We start from the raw sequence: 17,217 nt of genomic DNA, 5'->3' as shown, positions 1-17,217 counted from the left end.
CAATTTAACTAACTATATAAAAATCATTAATTTTCAATTAGTTATTAATCTTATTCGAATCCAACCCCCTTCCACCATTTCAAACTAAGCAAAATCAAACTCTAATTTACTTTTTACAAAACTGATGTTTTTTAAGTATTTGCTCTTTGATTCATTAATTCAAAAAGAAAATTTTAGCCTTACTGAACTTCTATTTTAAGTAAATATTGCAATGGAATAGGGCGTCGATAATGCCGACAACCTGTTAGTAATATTGGTATAAAATTTTTTTGAACGAGACTCATATTTTCAAAGTAATACGAATGATCACACTCATTTTTTAATTCCTGTAATAATCCTTTAATGTCTTTATTTAGATTAAGATCAATAAACGCAATGCCATGTTCTTTATTATTTCTATAAAAACATGCTTCTGAATCGGATCCCCACAAAAATAATTGAAATGTAGAATGGGAGAAAATTTTTTTTCTTAAATCTTTTAAGAAATTGCAAATATCATCGAATTCCAATATGGCAGCAAAAATAAAGAGGTAAGGGTATAAAATAGAGGTTTTCGTACAGCTTTTACGGTATTCTTCCGTTTTGTGCAATGGATGCTTTAGTAAATCCATATATTCTGTAGTTACTAATGGATATTTATCATGTTTGTTTAATACCCAATCTATCGTTAATAACATTTCGCTCAACCACATTTTGATAAATTGACGATTATTCTGATTGGTCGAAACTAGAAATTGCAAAGCCAAACTAATTTCAATGGCTTGATCATCCTTGTAAGGACTTAACAATATGGGATTATTTAAAATAAGCTGTTTCATAGCTTCTTGATAGGTTTGCTTTTGTTTGACTAAATTTTGTTTATATTCACCTGCCTCTGCCTTTTTCAGTCTCCACAAAAGCCAAAGACCAGCAGTTCCTAAACGGCCTAGAATATTAAATAATTTTAAATTTATATCTACATCACACGTTGAATTCACAGCAAACGATAGGCAAAACAATTTTTTCGTATAAGGAATAATTTTTTCATCTAAATATTCTTCGTTAATTTTAAAATACAACTCTAAAATAGAATTAAAGATCTTTTGTATGGATTTTTCTGTAGCATTTTCTTTATCAAAATACCCTTTAATTCTGTCCCAAATGTAAAGTACAATTATTTCAGAACATAGATAAGCACTCTCAATATTATTTTCCTTTCTGCCCCACACATACAAAATCCACAAATACACATACAATTGCCGTATAGACGATAATATTTCTTTATCTATTTTTTTATCTTTTTCACATTCTTTTTCTACTGTGAGCAAATTAACAATCTTGTTAAAATAATAAAATGAAGTTTCTGGATTATCAACCATTGCCAATGATCTGCGAAAATCACTTTGCAATTCTTCTGGGGCTATTTTTTCATGCATGAAATATTGCTGTATATAGTAGGCAATTTTATCGCCATTCCACTCTTCAAATGAAAGATTTTCTTTCGTTTCATTTTTTATATAACCTCTAACATTATCCTGAATACTAGGACTAATTTCACCTCCAAAACATAAGCAAATAACCACGGGTTTTTCACTATGTTCTTTGGGAATGCGCTGCGCAATGTAAACATCTTTAATTTCATTTAATGATCGTCGCAATGATTGCGCAGACGCGTCATCCCATGTCTTTCGATCCAAATCCCCTTGTTTTAATGAAAATAAATATATTTTTTCTTTTTCTCCCCTGCAATCATTACTATTTGTCAAACAACCTACTGCAGCAAAATCAACTCCATATTCTTTACAACCACGACGAGGCGTTCCCAACACATTTAGCCCCATTTCAGAGACAAGATTGGGTAAAAGTGCATCCAATTCATCCCTTTCCTTTAAGGATCTAAGGTAATCTTTTAATATCAATTTCAAAATACGTGCCCTTCATTTCTAAATAAATCTATTAAACGCTCTAACCAGCTTGGTGCTAAATATGAAATACAAGGGTTAAGTATAGGAATTGGAAATGAAATCAATGGCAATTCCTGACGATTATTTTTTTTTTCCTTTAGGATCAATCTGATAAACAATCGCAGCTGCACCGTATGCAATAATTTCTTGTTTTACCCCAAGCCGAGCTATAGTTGAATTTTTCCAACTTTTTTCGTCTTCTATTTTATAAACATCATTAAAATATTGATTTGATAGAAAACGTTCGAATGCACTAGGGACAAGTTCCTCAATATAATTTTTACCAGGAACTAGGTTTTCAAAACAACATTCGCTAAGCGGTTTTTCATAATATGCCTTGTATTTCCTTAAAAAATCTTCAATAAATTTTTTAACTTTTACTGAGTAATTTTTTATATTATTTTTAAAATACGCTTGTAACTTTTTAGGGTAGCTAATTAATATTGGATTAAATAATAGTTCTTTAATTTCTGACAACTCCTCGGAAGGAGCACTGTCTACCAAAGATAGAATGAAATGAACCATAATCTCAGGATAATAAAAAAACCATCCGCAGGCTTTTCGTGATAAAAAAGAACAACTATTGTTTTTCCTTAACTGCTTTTCATCCGCTTTTAATAAAATATTTTTGTGTAAAAATGATTGTATTAGCGTTTCACACGCCATCTCCAAAATACGATTTTTAGACAACAGCCATCGCGTTACCAAACACGACAGATATTGAACTATCTCCTTTTGAGGTGTCTTCCAATAAAAACACTCAAATACCTTACTGTAAACGTGGCTTTCGCAACCCGATAAAATTAGTTTTTCAATATAATCGGTAACATAGTTGTAATTTCCTTTTTCCAGCAATTCTTGTATTTTAAAAATGAAATTAGACCGAACTGAACCCTCATTATCATTTCTTTGGATAGAAGAAACAGCAATTTCCCATAATTTTTCTGTGATGCTCGTTTCCGTCGCTTCCTCAATAATTTTAAAATAATTCAACAATGCTATTCTACTAAAAGAATCGTAATGAATATTCTCATGGTTTTTCAAAAAAATAAGTAATTCATTCTCATGTTTGGGAATACATAATTCACATAACGCTTCAATCGACCGTCTTAACACTGGCTCAAAAGGATTCTTTTTTGCAGCACATATTATAGCTTGGATAACGGTTAATGTATCGCTGGGATTTATATTCATCTCTCCTAAGGCGAAAATTACTCCGCTAAGTCCGGATTCATATGGTAGTTCTAATAATTTTTTAGCCTCTTTTGTAAAATAAGTAGGATCGGATTTTGCCCCCGACACCAAAGCGAAAAAAAAGTATAAACCTTCGGCCCCTGCCTTTTTTTGAGCAATAGCGAGCAAGTCTTTGCTCCTTGCCTGATCACGTTCGCAAAAATTAATAATTGCATCTTTGAAAGAAAAAATCTTATCTTCTATAAATAATTTTGCATTGAAGCTTTCAGGGTCAGCATGCAATGATTTTGTCAAAAATTCTATGCATTCTATGATGTCTTTCACTTCCGCTTTGATTTTTGGTAGTAATATCTTAAATATTCCTACAATTTGTTCAATAATTTCAACATTTTCATTTGACTTAATAATCGCCGATATTATATTAATTTCATTATTATTGTGTAAGATGATGAGCTGATCGTTTAACTCATCCAAATTAAAATTATGTAATTGAAAAATAGATTTAAAAAAATTAGGGCGTTGAATTAAAGTTAAAATATGTTCTTTCATGCTTTTTTCCATTTATATTCTGCCCTTAAAATTATATATATCAAAATCGAAATTAAACTTTTCAATACTATGCAATCAAACGGTTTGAATTGTAACAAACTATAAAATTTTTTGTTTTCCAAAATTAATGGTTTGATTTCAAAAACATAAATAGATTCTAACAAATCTTTATTAATTACTCGATTAAATAATAAAAATTTTTTTCGAAAATTATTATTTATATAATCATATTAAAGTAATTTATACCTGTCCAAAATTTTTGTGCTGCGTGTCTTTTTTTGCTTTCATAATATAGATTGATTTAAACTTTTTTCTTTTTGACATGTTCTAAATCAAAGTTTCATGATTAAAAGCTAATATGCCTCACATTAAGTAAAAAACATCTCTCAATATAAGTACGCTATTTTCTGAAAACGTTGTTCATACCCCATACATTTCGAAACCAAGGCCAAAATATAAAAAGTAAAGTATCTGTAAATTTTTGACATTAAATTAAATGTTATCCGTTCCACTTTGCTCTGTTTTAATTCTAGACGACACCCTAAAAGTTGGATAAACTTTTTTTATGAATATTTATAAACAACGCATTTTAAACGTAAAATAATGTATTAAATATTTTAAAATTAAAAGCTTATAAGGGGGAGATAAGCTATGATTGAAAAAGGGTTTTCTAGACCAACTTTACGTATTTTGAAGTTAAAAGAAGCGATTTTAAACGCTAAGCCAGAAGTTGAATCTGACCGTGCAAAATTAGTTACAGAAGCGTATAAAGAAACCGAAAATTTGCCGCCTATTTTACGTCGGGCAAAAGCATTGGAAAAAATTCTTACGCACTTACCGATTACCATTCGGGACCATGAATTGATCGTAGGGTCTGCCACAAAGCACATTCGGTCTGCCTCTGTTTTTCCGGAATATTCCTTTGCTTGGATTGAAGACGAATTTGATACGATGGAACATCGTAAAGCCGATCCTTCTATCATTCCGAAAGAAGTTGCCCAAACGTTGCATGAAGCGTTTACCTATTGGCCTGGTAAGACGGTAAGCGATTTGGGAAATTGTTACCTGTCTGATGAAGCCAAACAATGTATGGCTGAGGGTGTCTTTACGGTTGGGAATTATCTCAATGGGGGCGTTGGTCATACCACAGTTGATTATGGCAAAATTTTAAAAATCGGTTTTCGAGGCATTATAGACGAGGTTACTGCTGTTTTAGATAAACAGGATAAAAATGCCCCAGAGTATCCTAAGAAAAAACATTTTTATAATGCCATTATCATTGCTTATTCTGCGGCCATTCAATTTGCCAAACGGTATGCTGAAAAAGCCAGACAAATGGCGGAATTAGAGGCCGATCAAGTTCGAAAAAATGAATTGCTCACCATTGCTTCCATTTGCAATCGCGTTCCGGAATATGGGGCAACCAATTTTTACGAAGCGTGTCAGTCCTTTTGGTTCGTACAATTATTAATTCAGATCGAAAGCAGCGGTCACTCTATTTCACCCGGACGGTTTGACCAATATATGTATCCTTATCTTGTTTCGGACAAAACCATTTCCAAAGAAGCCGCACAAGAATTAGTGGATTGCATTTGGATAAAATTAAACGACCTTAATAAATGTCGAGATGAACTATCCGCCCAGGCATTTGCGGGTTATGCCATGTTTCAAAATTTGATCATCGGAGGCCAAACGCAAGACGGTATCGATGCAACCAACGAAATATCATATATGTGCATGGAGGCAACCGCACATGTAGCCTTGCCTCAACCTTCTTTCTCTGCCCGTGTATGGCAAGGTACTCCCGATGAATTTTTATTCAGAACGTGTGAAGTCATTCGTTTAGGATTAGGCGTACCCGCCATGTATAACGACGAGGTCATTATTCCTGCGATGCAAAATCGTCACGTGTCCTTAGAAGATGCCCGTAATTACAGCATTATTGGTTGCGTTGAACCCTCTGTCCCACATCGTACCGAAGGGCAACACGACGCCGCTTTCTTTAATATGGCTAAAATTTTTGAAGTAACATTGAATAATGGACGCTTGAATGGTAAGCAGTTCGGCCCACAAACGGGGGAAATGGAAAGTTTTAAAGACACCGATACGTTACTAAATGCATTCCAAAAACAACTTGAATACTTTGTTAAGCTATTGGTAGAAGCTTGCAACTGTGCGGATATGGCGCATGCAGAACGTGCTCCTTTGCCTTTCTTATCGGCTTTGGTTGAGGATTGTACTGCCAGAGGCAAAAGCGTACAAGAAGGTGGAGCGATTTATAACTTTACAGGACCTCAAGCTTTTGGCGTATCTGATTCTGCAGATTCAATTTATGCTATTCAAAAACAAGTTTTCGAAGACCATAAAATAACCATGACGCAATTGAAAGCAGCATTAGAAGCTAATTTTAACCGTCCGTTTGATCGGGATGCCATTAAAAGCGGTAGTGCAAAACAATTTGATCAATCCTCAGGTCGTATTGATACGCAAGCCAATTCTGACTTTGAATCCATTCGTCGCGTGTTGGATAATACGCCTTCTTATGGCAATGATATTGACGAAGTGGATCTTATTGCCCGTAAATGTGCACAATTATACTGCCGTGAAGTAGAAAAATATAAAAACCCACGGAATGGACAATTCCAAGCAGGCATTTACCCGGTTTCTGCGAACGTTATGTTTGGTCGTTACGTAGGGGCGATGCCAAATGGTCGTCCTGCCCAAGCTCCTTTGGCCGATGGGGTATCTCCACGACAAGGAAAGGACGTAAACGGTCCTACAGCAGCGGCTAATTCTGTTTCAAAGCTTGATCATTTCCTTGCATCGAACGGTACGCTCTATAACCAAAAATTCTTGCCCTCTTCCTTGGCTGGGGATAATGGATTAAAGAATTTTTCCAGTATGTTGCGAACGTATTTTGACAAAAAAGGAATGCATATTCAGTTTAATGTCGTCGATCGGGAAACCTTAATAGCAGCACAACAAAATCCATCCAAATATAAAGATTTAGTCGTTCGAGTTGCAGGGTACAGTGCTCAATTTATTACGTTAGCAAAAGACGTACAGGACGATATTATCAGCCGTACAGAACAGCATTTTTAGTCTTTCTTAAACCATAGCTAAAAAGATAAAGAGAGGATGTTTATAAGAGAATAAACATCCTCTTTAAGGATTACTGGAGCGATAAGGAAAGATGATGCCGTCAGCGAATTATAATACCGAAGGAATTATTTTTAATATTCAGCGCTTTTCTTTGCATGATGGAAACGGAATTAGAACTATTCCTTTTTTTAAAGGTTGTCCATTGTCTTGCAAATGGTGTTGCAATCCTGAGTCCCGTAACCCACAGCCAGAATTATTTTTTATTAAACAAAATTGTGATCGTTGTGGAAAATGTATCGAAGTGTGTCCATACGATGCGATTTCTTTTGAATCCCCCTCTTTTATTGATCGAAGCAAATGCGTTGCCTGTAATGCCTGTGTTGAAGTCTGTACAATGCAAGCACTGGAAATGAAAGGAGAACGTACTAACGTTGGCCGTGTTATGAAAGAATTGCAAAAAGATTCTACGCTCTATCGACGATCCAATGGTGGAATTACACTTTCAGGAGGGGAACCTTTATTCCAGCCGGAATTTGCTCTTGAAATGCTAAAAGCATGCAAAGAAAAAGGATGGCATACGGCAATGGAAACAACGGGAACGGCTTCTAAAAAAACAATTGAAATGGTAATGCCTTATGTAGACTTGGCGTTAACCGATATCAAAGTAATGGATAATAAAATTCACCAATGGGCGGTAGGATGTTCCAATCAAATTATTCTGGAAAATTTGGTTTTAATTTCTGAAATTACAAACGTTGAGGTGAGAGTACCTTTAATTCCAAATATTAATGACGACAAAGAAAACATCAAAGCAGTTTGTAACTTTGTTGATACCATGCATAATGTTCAAGTCATCCATTTATTGCCTTATCATACATTTGGTGAAAATAAGTACGATCTGTTAGGTATGGATTATGCTATGCCTAAAGAAGCTAAAAATCCTCCTGAAACCATAGAAAAATTAAAATCAATCGTCCAAAATATGGGATATGAATGCGTGATTGGGGGTTAAAATTATTTATGTCGTTGGGATTGATACTCTCTTGAGGCATTAAAAATCTATTTAGCTTAAAGCTAAATGCAGTGAGCTTAATAAAACGGTTACAATAAATTTAAAGCATTTTATGAAATCGTCTCAAGCACTTGTACGAAATACAAATTATTACTGATAATTAAACATGATATCCCATAAGAATAGTTAAAAAATATCAATGCATTGCCAAGAAAAAACAGACCATCAAAATGGTCTATTTTGTGCAAAGAAAATATTAAAATATTATGTAAATAGCGTGATCTTCAATTTTTGTTAAGAAGCAATAATAAGCTAGGAATAGGTTATTAACAACGGTTTAATAGTAATTTTTAGCTTCATTATTTCTTATAATACTATCCATTATTGGTAAATAACTTATAACTCTTATATTGCTTGTTTATTTGCTCTTCTGTATATGAATGTGAAATTGTATCTTTTCAGACAGTTATGAATGGAGATTTCATTGGTGGAAGCCGTTGCGGTTCATATTAGCAAGGTTCAATTTCGAACAGAATACATAGAATTACCTTATGTTGAAATTCCTGTTCATGCGGGGTTTCCCTCACCAGCCGATGATTATATCGAAAGTAGGTTGGATTTATTAGAACATCTTATTCATCATCCTTCTTCAACGTATTACATCAAAGTATCTGGAGATTCGATGATGGATTATGGTATTTTTGACGGTGATTTGTTGATTGTCGATCGCTCATTAGAACCTCGTCAAGGCGATATTGTTATTGCTGCTTTGGACGGCGAACTTACGTGTAAGTCACTGGCTATTGAGCATGACATTCCTTATTTAAAATCAGGCAACCCCAATTACCCTCCTATTCGAATAACGAATAAAGAAATTTACATTTGGGGAGTTATTATTCATACCATTCATTCATTTCGAACTCATCACAAATGATCGGTTTGATTGATTGTAATAATTTTTATGCGTCTTGCGAACGAGCGTTCAATCCAAAATTAGACGGTAAACCCCTTGGCATTCTTTCTAATAACGATGGTTGTGTGATTGCGCGATCAAACGAACTAAAACCTTTTGTACCTATGGGTATGCCTGCCTTTAAAATCCCCCCAGATATTAGAAAAAAAATAATTCTTTTTAGCTCAAACTACGAACTTTATGGCGATATGAGCCAACGTGTGTTTGATATTGTTCAGCAACATATACCCGAAATAGAATTTTACTCTATCGATGAAGCTTTTATCACGCTAAACGACAACACAAATTTTATAAACGACTGCATTCAATTAAAAGCAAAAATTAGGCAATGTACAGGAATACCCGTCTCTATCGGTCTTTCCTCTACCAAAACCTTGGCTAAAATTGCCAATCACATCGCCAAAAAAAACCCTCAATTTAGAGGGATTTACTATTTAAATCATAATGGAAGTGAATTGGAATCTATTTTAAATTCTTTTTCTGTTACTGATATATGGGGAATAGGAAAACGATTAGCCTTAAGACTAGAAAATATGTCCATTAAAAATGCCTGGCAACTAAGAAACGCCGATCCCAAACATATTAGAAACCATTTTTCGGTGGTCGTCGAACGCACGATATTGGAACTCAGAGGAATTGCGTGTATTGACCTAGGCGATTTAGAAACGCCTAAAAAAAATATTATGACCTCACGCAGTTTCGGCCAACTTAGCAACGATTTGAATGATATACACGAAGCAATTCGCACCCATGCCAGTCGCGGTGCCGAAAAACTAAGAGCACAACACTCTTTAGCACAGGCAATTTTAGTGTTTATGAGAACAAACCGTTTTCACGACAAACACCTACGTTATTTCCCGTCAATTGTTATTCCACTCCCTTACCCTACGGATGACACACGTGTCATCATTCAAGCTGCTCAGAAAGGAGTACATAGTATCTACAAAAAACAATTTTGTTATCAAAAAGCGGGGGTTATGTTGTTGGACTTAGTAGATAAAGATATGAGACAACTTGATTTTTTTAGATCATTACAAACCACTCCTACCTTTTTTAAAAACGATATATTAATGAAAACATTGGACAAAATTAATCATAAATTAGGACGCGGTACAATTCGTTTTGGAGGTATTCGCCCTGAGGCGCCATGGAATTTAAAACGTGAATTATTAAGCAAACGCTATACAACCCGCTGGGATGAACTTCCGCTAATTAAGGTTTAATATTTCCAAGAACCCCTCAAAAATACTTAGTAGAAAACATCTTCTTGATAAAAAATAACGGTATTGCAATTGTTTTTAACTTATACAACCCCATATCCAGTTCTATAAAACTTAACCCACCCATTCTTAATTTAATAAGAAAATATACTATACAACAAATATTAAACGAGTCTGATCGTAACACTAAATGATAGAATCCGATATTACTACCCATTTTGCTAAGCTTTCCCATCTAAACACCATTATGGAAATACAAAAACGCTGCTATCATGCCATAGAACCAGAACCAGCAGAAATTTTGGGTTTGAAAATACGTTCAAATCCTAATACGTGCTTTATCGCCACATACAAGGGTACTATAAGGGGTTATTTATTATCCATACCTGCTTTACTCGAAAAACCGCCTGTTTTAAATGCAACGGCACCTATTGTTGAAAAACCAAATTGTCTCTACTTGCATGATTTATCCATTAATCCTGACGCCAGAGGGTTAGGAATCGCAAACTGTCTAGTTAAGCGCTTTTTCTCAGCACTTTCTGATAAAAATTTAGACAAAGCCTGTCTCGTCTCCGTGCAAAATTCGCAAAAATTTTGGCACCATTATGGTTTTTATTTTAAACTAGCAACAGGGACGTTAAAAGATATTGTAACAACTTATGGAGAGACCGCTGTCTATATGGAGTATCATTCCCCTCATTAATTCTATTTAATTGAGGGAGCAACCAAAGTAACGACGCATACCAGCTGTATATTGTGTTCTGGTTATATTAAGAAAAATTAAAAATTATTTTACCTTATGAGCTCTGCTTACATGTAAAACTTGCCGTTTGGAGTTTTCTCAAAGATAATTTTGCTAGTATTTTTACTCAGATATTTACAAAGAACATAAGCTTATATCGCAAGTAACTTCTAGGCTTTCTACCGCGAACTCTATATTTTAAGCTCTTTTATAGATATAGAGTTTAAAGATACCTAAATCGATAAAGGACTACTTTATACCTTATACAGTACCAATATTATTCATACCCCAACTCTAAACTCCCCTTTTAATCTGGTGATTGGCATAATTCAGAAAAATTTATTGTAAGGTTTTCTATTTAGTTAAATCTTGAGCTACTGCCTCCGCCACTTTAATTCCATCAATTGCAGCGGACATAATTCCCCCTGCATAGCCAGCCCCTTCCCCCGAAGGGTATAGCCCTGGTGTATTCACACTGTGATATTTATCATTTCTAGTTATTCGAATTGGGGAAGACGTTCTTGTTTCCACCCCTGTCATGACTGCATCAGCAAAATTAAAACCTTTTAATTTTCGGTCAAAAGCAGGTAAAGCTTCTTTAATTGATTGTACAATAAACTTGGGCAATATTGTCGTCAAATTAATAGGTTCTGTACCGGGCTTGTAAGAAGGCACAACGTCACCATAACGTTTGGTGGCTCTGTCGTGTAAAAAATCCTCTAGGCGCTGAGCAGGCGCTTTATAGTTTCTTCCTGCTATCTCAAAAGCTTTCTGTTCTAAATCTCTCTGAAAATCGATTCCTGCAAGTGCATAATTTTGATAATCCCTACCAGGTGCAACACTGACAACAATAGCAGCATTGGCGTTTCGTTCAGCACGAGAGTATTGGCTCATACCGTTGGTCACCACTCCACCTGGTTCTGAAGCCGCCGCAATAACGCTTCCACCAGGGCACATACAAAATGAATATACCCCTCGTTGGCTCTGCGTATGATGGATCAACTTGTAGTCAGCAGCCCCAAGCAATTTATGACCTGCTTGAGATCCAAAACGAGCCATGTCAATTAAAGATTGAGGGTGCTCTATTCGAACACCTACAGAAAAGGGTTTAGCCTCAATAAAAACCTCCTGATCAGCTAATCCAATCATAACATCACGCGCACTGTGTCCTGTAGCTAAAATCACGTGACGCGTTTCAATTTCTTGTCCATTGCTTAAACGAATGCCTTTAACCTGCCTATCTTGATCCATAATCAGCGACTTTACACAGGCATTAAATTGGTAGCTTCCACCTAAGGTTTCGATTTCATTCCGTATATGTTCTACTATACTAACCAAACGAAACGTACCAACATGAGGCTTGGAAATAAATAAAATTTCTTCTGGTGCACCCGCTTTAACAAATTCAGTTAATACCTTATATCCGTAAAAATTGGGGTCGGAAATCTGAGTGTGTAATTTACCATCTGAAAACGTACCTGCCCCCCCTTCTCCATATTGAACATTACTTTCTGGATTAAATTGCGAATGACGCCAAAAATTAAATGTATCTTTCGCACGTTCTCGTACGGGTTTGCCGCGCTCTAAAATAAGTGGTCTCAACCCCATTTGAGCCAATATTAAGCCAGACATAAGCCCACATGGTCCAGCCCCTACAATAATAGGTCTTTGATAATCTTGCCTTCGACTAATTGTCTCACCTTTCGAAGGTTGAACGACAAAATTATATTTTCTTTCCAAAGATTTTTTAACATTTTTGCCTAATTTAGTTTCAAAACAAAACTCTTCATTTTCTACTTCGCAGTCAATGGTGTAAACAAATTGTATGTAACCACGTTTACGTGCATCGTAAGCTTTTCTAATAATATGATAACACCGAATAGGCACGGGCAGGCAACGTTGCAATGCCTCTTTTAATTGTTCTTTAGTGTGATCAAGAGGTAGTCTGAGTTCCGTTATTCGTATCATGACATTTCAAATATAGAGTAAAAAGTAATAAGAACAGCAGTATATATGAATATTTCATTAAACTTTAAAGTAATGTATTTTTAATTTTACAATTCATGTATTATTAAACGAGACATGTAACTGCATTTAGCCTCTTATTCTGCATTAAATTATTAACTAAAGGATAAAATTAATCGTGGCCTCCCATTGTGATTTTCATTCAAAACATAAAATCGGTCATAACCATGATCATAGTCATGGTCATAATCATTCTCACCATCATACGCCGAAATCGTTTGGCCGAGCGTTTGCTTTTGGAATTACGTTAAACCTTTTATACGTTGTAATTGAAGCATTATGGGGACTTTATGCTAATTCTTTAGCCCTTCTGGCAGATGCTGGTCATAATTTATCGGATATATTAGCCCTAGCTTGTGCATGGGTTGCTATGTATTTAAGCAAAAAACAACCTACACAAAAATTTACTTATGGGTATAGGCGAACCTCCATACTTGCTTCTTTAAGTAACGCTATTATTTTACTTATTGTCACGGGTGGTATTATTTGGGAAGCTATTGAACGTATTATTTATCCTACTTCTGTAGGGGGTTGGGCTATTATTATTGTTGCTGCAGTAGGGGTGGTGGTAAATGGGCTGACCGCGCTATTATTTGCTTCTGGACAAAAAGACGATCTTAATATTAAAGGTGCTTTTTTACATATGGCATATGATGCCCTCTTGTCTTTTGCTGTCATTATCAGCGGTATTATCATTGTCTTTACGCATCTTAATATTGTTGATCCTATTATAAGCCTTCTCGTTTCCGTTTTCATTATCTGGGGCACTTGGTCTTTGTTAAAAAATTCAGTAACCTTAGCCGTTGATGGTGTTCCTGTGGATATGGACACCAAGGCTATTGAACACTATTTACGCTCATTACCTGGTATCGTTGATCTTCATGACTTGCATATTTGGGCAATGAGTACTACAGAGACCGCGTTAACGGTTCATTTGGTCAGTGATAGTTCCCAACACTCTGAAGATTTTTTAGCTAATCTTTCTCAAAACCTAATGACTAAGTTTAAAATACATCACGCAACCTTCCAAATCGAACGCGTTAAAGAAGCTAAAAAATGTTTACTTGCCCATGCGGGAACCGTTTAATCCCATATCAATATACATTATGGTTGTAAAACTCCTAAAAGATCCAAAAATACTTCTTAGCATAGGAAGCATCTTTATTAGCTTCCTTGTATTGTATCTTAAGTATCTCGCTTGGCATGTTACCAACAGCGTGGCCTTTTATTCGGACATGCTTGAAACGTTAATTAACGTCGCTGCAGCACTCTTCACTACTATGAGTCTGTACGTTGCTTCCCTACCCGCGGATTATGACCATACGTATGGGCATTATAAAGCAGAATATTTATCTGCCGCCGCGGAAGGATTATTGGTTTTATTTACTGCAATTCTTATTGTCCACGAAGCGTGGCAGGGACTACAGCACCCCAAAATACTAAATTCGCCTTTTTTAGGTATATTTATCAATGGTTCTGCAGGAATCGTCAATCTCGTTTGGTCATTAACCCTCATTAAACTTGGAAAAAAATTGCGCTCTCCTGCTTTAATTGCTGGGGGTGAGCATGTTTTATCCGACGTGTGGACAACGGTAGGATTAATTTCAGGATTTGTCTTAATTCCTATTTTTCAATGGCAACCTCTTGATTCACTGCTCGGTTTACTTATTGCTGTCAATATTATACGCATTGGTTTTAAAATCATGAAGCAATCTGTAAATGGACTAATGGATAGAGTGCCTTCCTTAACGCTCAAAGAAACTATAAAAAATATCGTCCATACACATGCACCAGAAGCCATTGACTGCCATATGATACGAATTCGTCAAGCAGGATCTATGACTTTTATTGATTTCAACCTTATTGTTCCTGGTACTTTAACCGTTTCTCAGGCTCATCAAATTTGTGACCGTATTGAATACGCACTTGCTAAGGCTATTGGATCTGTTTCCATTAATATACATGTTGAACCCGAAACGCATATCTAATCTGACACCTCTATCCCACACAACCTATTGAAATTGATTAACGCTTGTTGCTAGTGGTTGATTGTATTAACTAAAGCGGAAGAATACTTATTTAGACATATTAACAATGCCTGCATACCCCTCTTCAGTACCAAAGCATAACATATTTCCCAAAGAATTAAATTTTATGCATGAAATGGATCCTATTCTTTTTTCTCTTCCCATAACAATCGGTAAAATTTTCTCGTCGTTGATGCTAAATAGTAAAATACTTCCATCTGTAAATCCTGCAACCAATAAGGTATTTATAACAGGATGAAATTGCACAAAAGAACATTGATGGTTAGGTATTCCAGGAAGCTCGTTAGGTACTTTCCCCATTGGTCCACCATCAAAAAAAGGCCAAAGCACGACGGATTCAGTCCCACTCGTCGCCAACCATTTACCATCTTGGGAAAAGCTCAACGATTTTACCTTTGTGTCATATCCGCTCATACGCATATTATGACCGTCTGATATACGCCAACCATGAAGATCGTAATTTTGCATAGAGGTTACGATTACTTCATTTTTAGGATGAACAAGAATTTGTAAGTGACTGCCTGACCAGGAAAATTCTTTTGATTTTTTACTGTTTTTAGTCTCTAATTTCCACAATGTCGCTCCATCGTAATGCGCCATTGCTAATGCGTTTTTTTGCTTATTCAAACAAAAATCATTGACGGTTGATGAATGTTCCAGCGTTAAGAAAAGTGTTTTAAAACTATTTCTATAAACAACGATTTGTTTTCCAACACTTAGCGCTACATTATAAGAATTAGAATTTGAGTCCAACCAAGTATGCATATGCTCAACCCATCCCATTGTTTTTAAAACAAAACTGGATTTATCTCCTAGTTTTGTAAAGGCGATTTGGTTGTCATCCCCAGCTGTTAAGAAGCTATTATTATCAAAACCTTGTGTCAAACATAATATTCCACCATTATGCGGGCGATAGTTTTGCCATGATTTTGCACTGGCAAACTGCTTACAATCAATGACCCATAGCTCTCCGTCAGCTGTCGCAACAGAAAAAAATTCATTGTTATTGGAAGCAACACAGTCAATAACATAGCCTTCAACCGCTTTATAAAAACCACGACTATCTATTAATTGATCAAATTTTGACATAGCAAACATCTTAACTTAGAGCCTATTATATTAAATTAGAGTGGACACACTGTCTAAATCCCTCTTTAAGCTTTTTTTCGTCCAAATTATACCCGATAAATACTAAACGTGAACTACGTGTTTCATTTTCTTTCCATGGACGTAGAAAATCCCCTTCAGCCATCATGTGAACAGCCTGAAAGGCAAAACAATCCTCACTTCCCTGAAAATTTAGTATTCCTTTCGTTCTCAATAAGTTCATCCCTATCTGTTGCAAAACGGACATTATCCAAAAATTGAACTTTTCTGCGTCAAGAGGTCTATTTTCGACAAAAGATAGACTGGTCACTCCATCACCATGTGAATGATTTACTTTAAGATCGTGGTCGTGGTCGTGGTCGTGAAAATTATCTAAAAAGTTAGGTAACAACGTCAATGCCTTATTTAAATCGAAGCCTCCTTGATCCAGGATGTTTTTTAAGGCAATTTCACTTTTATTAGAATAATAAATCTTAGCAAAAGGATTGATAGAGTTAATTCTCTGAGTAATTTTCTTAAGATCTGGAGTATCAACTAAATCTATCTTGTTAATAAGAACTACATCAGCAAAAGCAATTTGATTTACAGCTTCTTTATTGCTGTCCAAAGTCTGTCCAACATACCAAGCATCTACAACTGTGATTACCGCATCAAGCTTTGTATTATTTTTAACATCGTCATCGATAAAAAAGGTTTGCGCAACAGGCGCAGGGTCTGCAAGTCCTGTAGTTTCAACAATAATCCCATCAAATCGTGATCGTCTTTTTATCAATTTACTTATAACTCGAATAAGGTCACCACGGATGGTACAACATACGCATCCATTATTCATTTCAAGAATTTCTTCGTCAGCACCAATGATCAAATCGTTATCAATACCCAGTTCTCCGTATTCATTGACAATAACAGCATATTTTTTTCCATGCTGTTGGGTCAAAATATGATTAAGAAGAGTAGTTTTTCCTGCACCCAGGAAGCCGGAAATTACCGTTACAGGAATTTTGTTGCTTACATCTGCCTTCATCATATTTTCCCTATTTTACTGTCAACCCTGTACAAGAGCTTTCTAAACCCTTTTAAACATTTCTATGATAAATATATATATCTTATAAAAACGTTAAGTTAAGTGTTATTACAATAAGCTCTCTGCTAGGGTTGAAAAAACAATTGTTTTTTATTTTGATAGCTTAAAAATAACTAAAATGCCCATTCATGATCTGTACAATCATGGCATAATTAAGATAAAAAAATTTAAAATATTTCTTAGATCTTAAAAACAATTTTTTCTATGTTATAAGTAAA

The 17,217-nt window shown here is 35.3% G+C and carries 12 protein-coding genes; 7 read left to right on the top strand and 5 right to left on the bottom strand.

Annotated features, from left to right (window positions below; all coding sequences use genetic code 11):
- Positions 1-179 precede the first annotated feature (179 nt).
- On the bottom strand, positions 180-1,904 hold the full coding sequence (locus tag AABE15_RS07360; RefSeq protein ID WP_338330643.1) for a hypothetical protein: 1,725 nt from the start codon (positions 1,902-1,904) through the stop codon (positions 180-182).
- 120 nt (positions 1,905-2,024) lie between these two features.
- The gene (locus tag AABE15_RS07355; protein WP_338330642.1) at positions 2,025-3,698 is read right to left on the bottom strand and encodes a hypothetical protein; all 1,674 of its coding nucleotides are present in this window, start codon (positions 3,696-3,698) and stop codon (positions 2,025-2,027) included.
- Between the two features lie 639 nt (positions 3,699-4,337).
- Between AABE15_RS07355 and AABE15_RS07350 the strand changes: the two genes are divergently transcribed.
- The 5 genes from AABE15_RS07350 (at position 4,338) to AABE15_RS07330 (ending at position 10,696) form a co-directional block, all read left to right on the top strand.
- Positions 4,338-6,788: a glycyl radical protein gene (locus tag AABE15_RS07350; RefSeq protein ID WP_338330641.1), complete on the top strand. Its 2,451-nt coding sequence runs from the start codon at positions 4,338-4,340 to the stop codon at positions 6,786-6,788.
- Positions 6,789-6,882: 94 nt separating this feature from the next.
- The gene (locus tag AABE15_RS07345; RefSeq protein WP_338330640.1) at positions 6,883-7,800 is read left to right on the top strand and encodes a glycyl-radical enzyme activating protein; all 918 of its coding nucleotides are present in this window, start codon (positions 6,883-6,885) and stop codon (positions 7,798-7,800) included.
- A gap of 472 nt (positions 7,801-8,272) precedes the next feature.
- The gene (locus AABE15_RS07340) at positions 8,273-8,734 is read left to right on the top strand and encodes a translesion error-prone DNA polymerase V autoproteolytic subunit (RefSeq protein ID WP_338330639.1); all 462 of its coding nucleotides are present in this window, start codon (positions 8,273-8,275) and stop codon (positions 8,732-8,734) included.
- Entirely contained in the window at positions 8,731-9,996 is a 1,266-nt protein-coding gene (locus tag AABE15_RS07335) for a Y-family DNA polymerase (RefSeq protein WP_338330638.1), read from the top strand. Before AABE15_RS07340 ends, AABE15_RS07335 begins: the two co-directional genes overlap by 4 nt.
- A 187-nt stretch (positions 9,997-10,183) precedes the next feature.
- The gene (locus AABE15_RS07330; protein ID WP_338330637.1) at positions 10,184-10,696 is read left to right on the top strand and encodes a GNAT family N-acetyltransferase; all 513 of its coding nucleotides are present in this window, start codon (positions 10,184-10,186) and stop codon (positions 10,694-10,696) included.
- Between the two features lie 393 nt (positions 10,697-11,089).
- Here AABE15_RS07330 and AABE15_RS07325 read toward each other — a convergent pair whose 3' ends face one another.
- Positions 11,090-12,703: an FAD-dependent protein gene (locus AABE15_RS07325; protein WP_338330636.1), complete on the bottom strand. Its 1,614-nt coding sequence runs from the start codon at positions 12,701-12,703 to the stop codon at positions 11,090-11,092.
- 175 nt (positions 12,704-12,878) lie between these two features.
- On the opposite strand from AABE15_RS07325, the gene AABE15_RS07320 reads away from it, so the two are divergent.
- Complete coding sequence (locus AABE15_RS07320) at positions 12,879-13,847, top strand: cation diffusion facilitator family transporter (protein ID WP_338330635.1); 969 nt, start codon at positions 12,879-12,881, stop codon at positions 13,845-13,847.
- 19 nt (positions 13,848-13,866) lie between these two features.
- The gene (locus AABE15_RS07315; protein WP_338330634.1) at positions 13,867-14,748 is read left to right on the top strand and encodes a cation diffusion facilitator family transporter; all 882 of its coding nucleotides are present in this window, start codon (positions 13,867-13,869) and stop codon (positions 14,746-14,748) included.
- An 87-nt stretch (positions 14,749-14,835) separates the two neighbouring features.
- Here the strand turns inward: AABE15_RS07315 and AABE15_RS07310 are convergent, their stop codons facing one another.
- Both AABE15_RS07310 and AABE15_RS07305 read right to left on the bottom strand, forming a co-directional pair.
- Positions 14,836-15,897: a WD40 repeat domain-containing protein gene (locus AABE15_RS07310; RefSeq protein WP_338330633.1), complete on the bottom strand. Its 1,062-nt coding sequence runs from the start codon at positions 15,895-15,897 to the stop codon at positions 14,836-14,838.
- 25 nt (positions 15,898-15,922) lie between these two features.
- Entirely contained in the window at positions 15,923-16,939 is a 1,017-nt protein-coding gene (locus tag AABE15_RS07305; protein ID WP_408870265.1) for a CobW family GTP-binding protein, read from the bottom strand.
- Positions 16,940-17,217: the final 278 nt, after the last annotated feature.

The sequence above is a fragment of the Commensalibacter sp. Nvir genome (assembly GCF_963921845.1).
Taxonomy (GTDB): domain Bacteria; phylum Pseudomonadota; class Alphaproteobacteria; order Acetobacterales; family Acetobacteraceae; genus Commensalibacter.
Note: the sequence above shows the minus strand (reverse complement) of the source record. Positions and strands in the feature narration are given on the sequence as shown.

Coding starts and splice junctions, on each gene's coding strand:
- AABE15_RS07355 (WP_338330642.1), bottom strand. CDS start 3,698: ATGGAAAAAAGCATGAAAGAACATATTTTAACTTTAATTCAACGCCCT.
- AABE15_RS07350 (WP_338330641.1), top strand. CDS start 4,338: ATGATTGAAAAAGGGTTTTCTAGACCAACTTTACGTATTTTGAAGTTA.
- AABE15_RS07345 (WP_338330640.1), top strand. CDS start 6,883: ATGCCGTCAGCGAATTATAATACCGAAGGAATTATTTTTAATATTCAG.
- AABE15_RS07340 (WP_338330639.1), top strand. CDS start 8,273: ATGGAGATTTCATTGGTGGAAGCCGTTGCGGTTCATATTAGCAAGGTT.
- AABE15_RS07335 (WP_338330638.1), top strand. CDS start 8,731: ATGATCGGTTTGATTGATTGTAATAATTTTTATGCGTCTTGCGAACGA.
- AABE15_RS07330 (WP_338330637.1), top strand. CDS start 10,184: ATGATAGAATCCGATATTACTACCCATTTTGCTAAGCTTTCCCATCTA.
- AABE15_RS07325 (WP_338330636.1), bottom strand. CDS start 12,703: ATGATACGAATAACGGAACTCAGACTACCTCTTGATCACACTAAAGAA.
- AABE15_RS07315 (WP_338330634.1), top strand. CDS start 13,867: ATGGTTGTAAAACTCCTAAAAGATCCAAAAATACTTCTTAGCATAGGA.
- AABE15_RS07310 (WP_338330633.1), bottom strand. CDS start 15,897: ATGTCAAAATTTGATCAATTAATAGATAGTCGTGGTTTTTATAAAGCG.
- AABE15_RS07305 (WP_408870265.1), bottom strand. CDS start 16,939: ATGAAGGCAGATGTAAGCAACAAAATTCCTGTAACGGTAATTTCCGGC.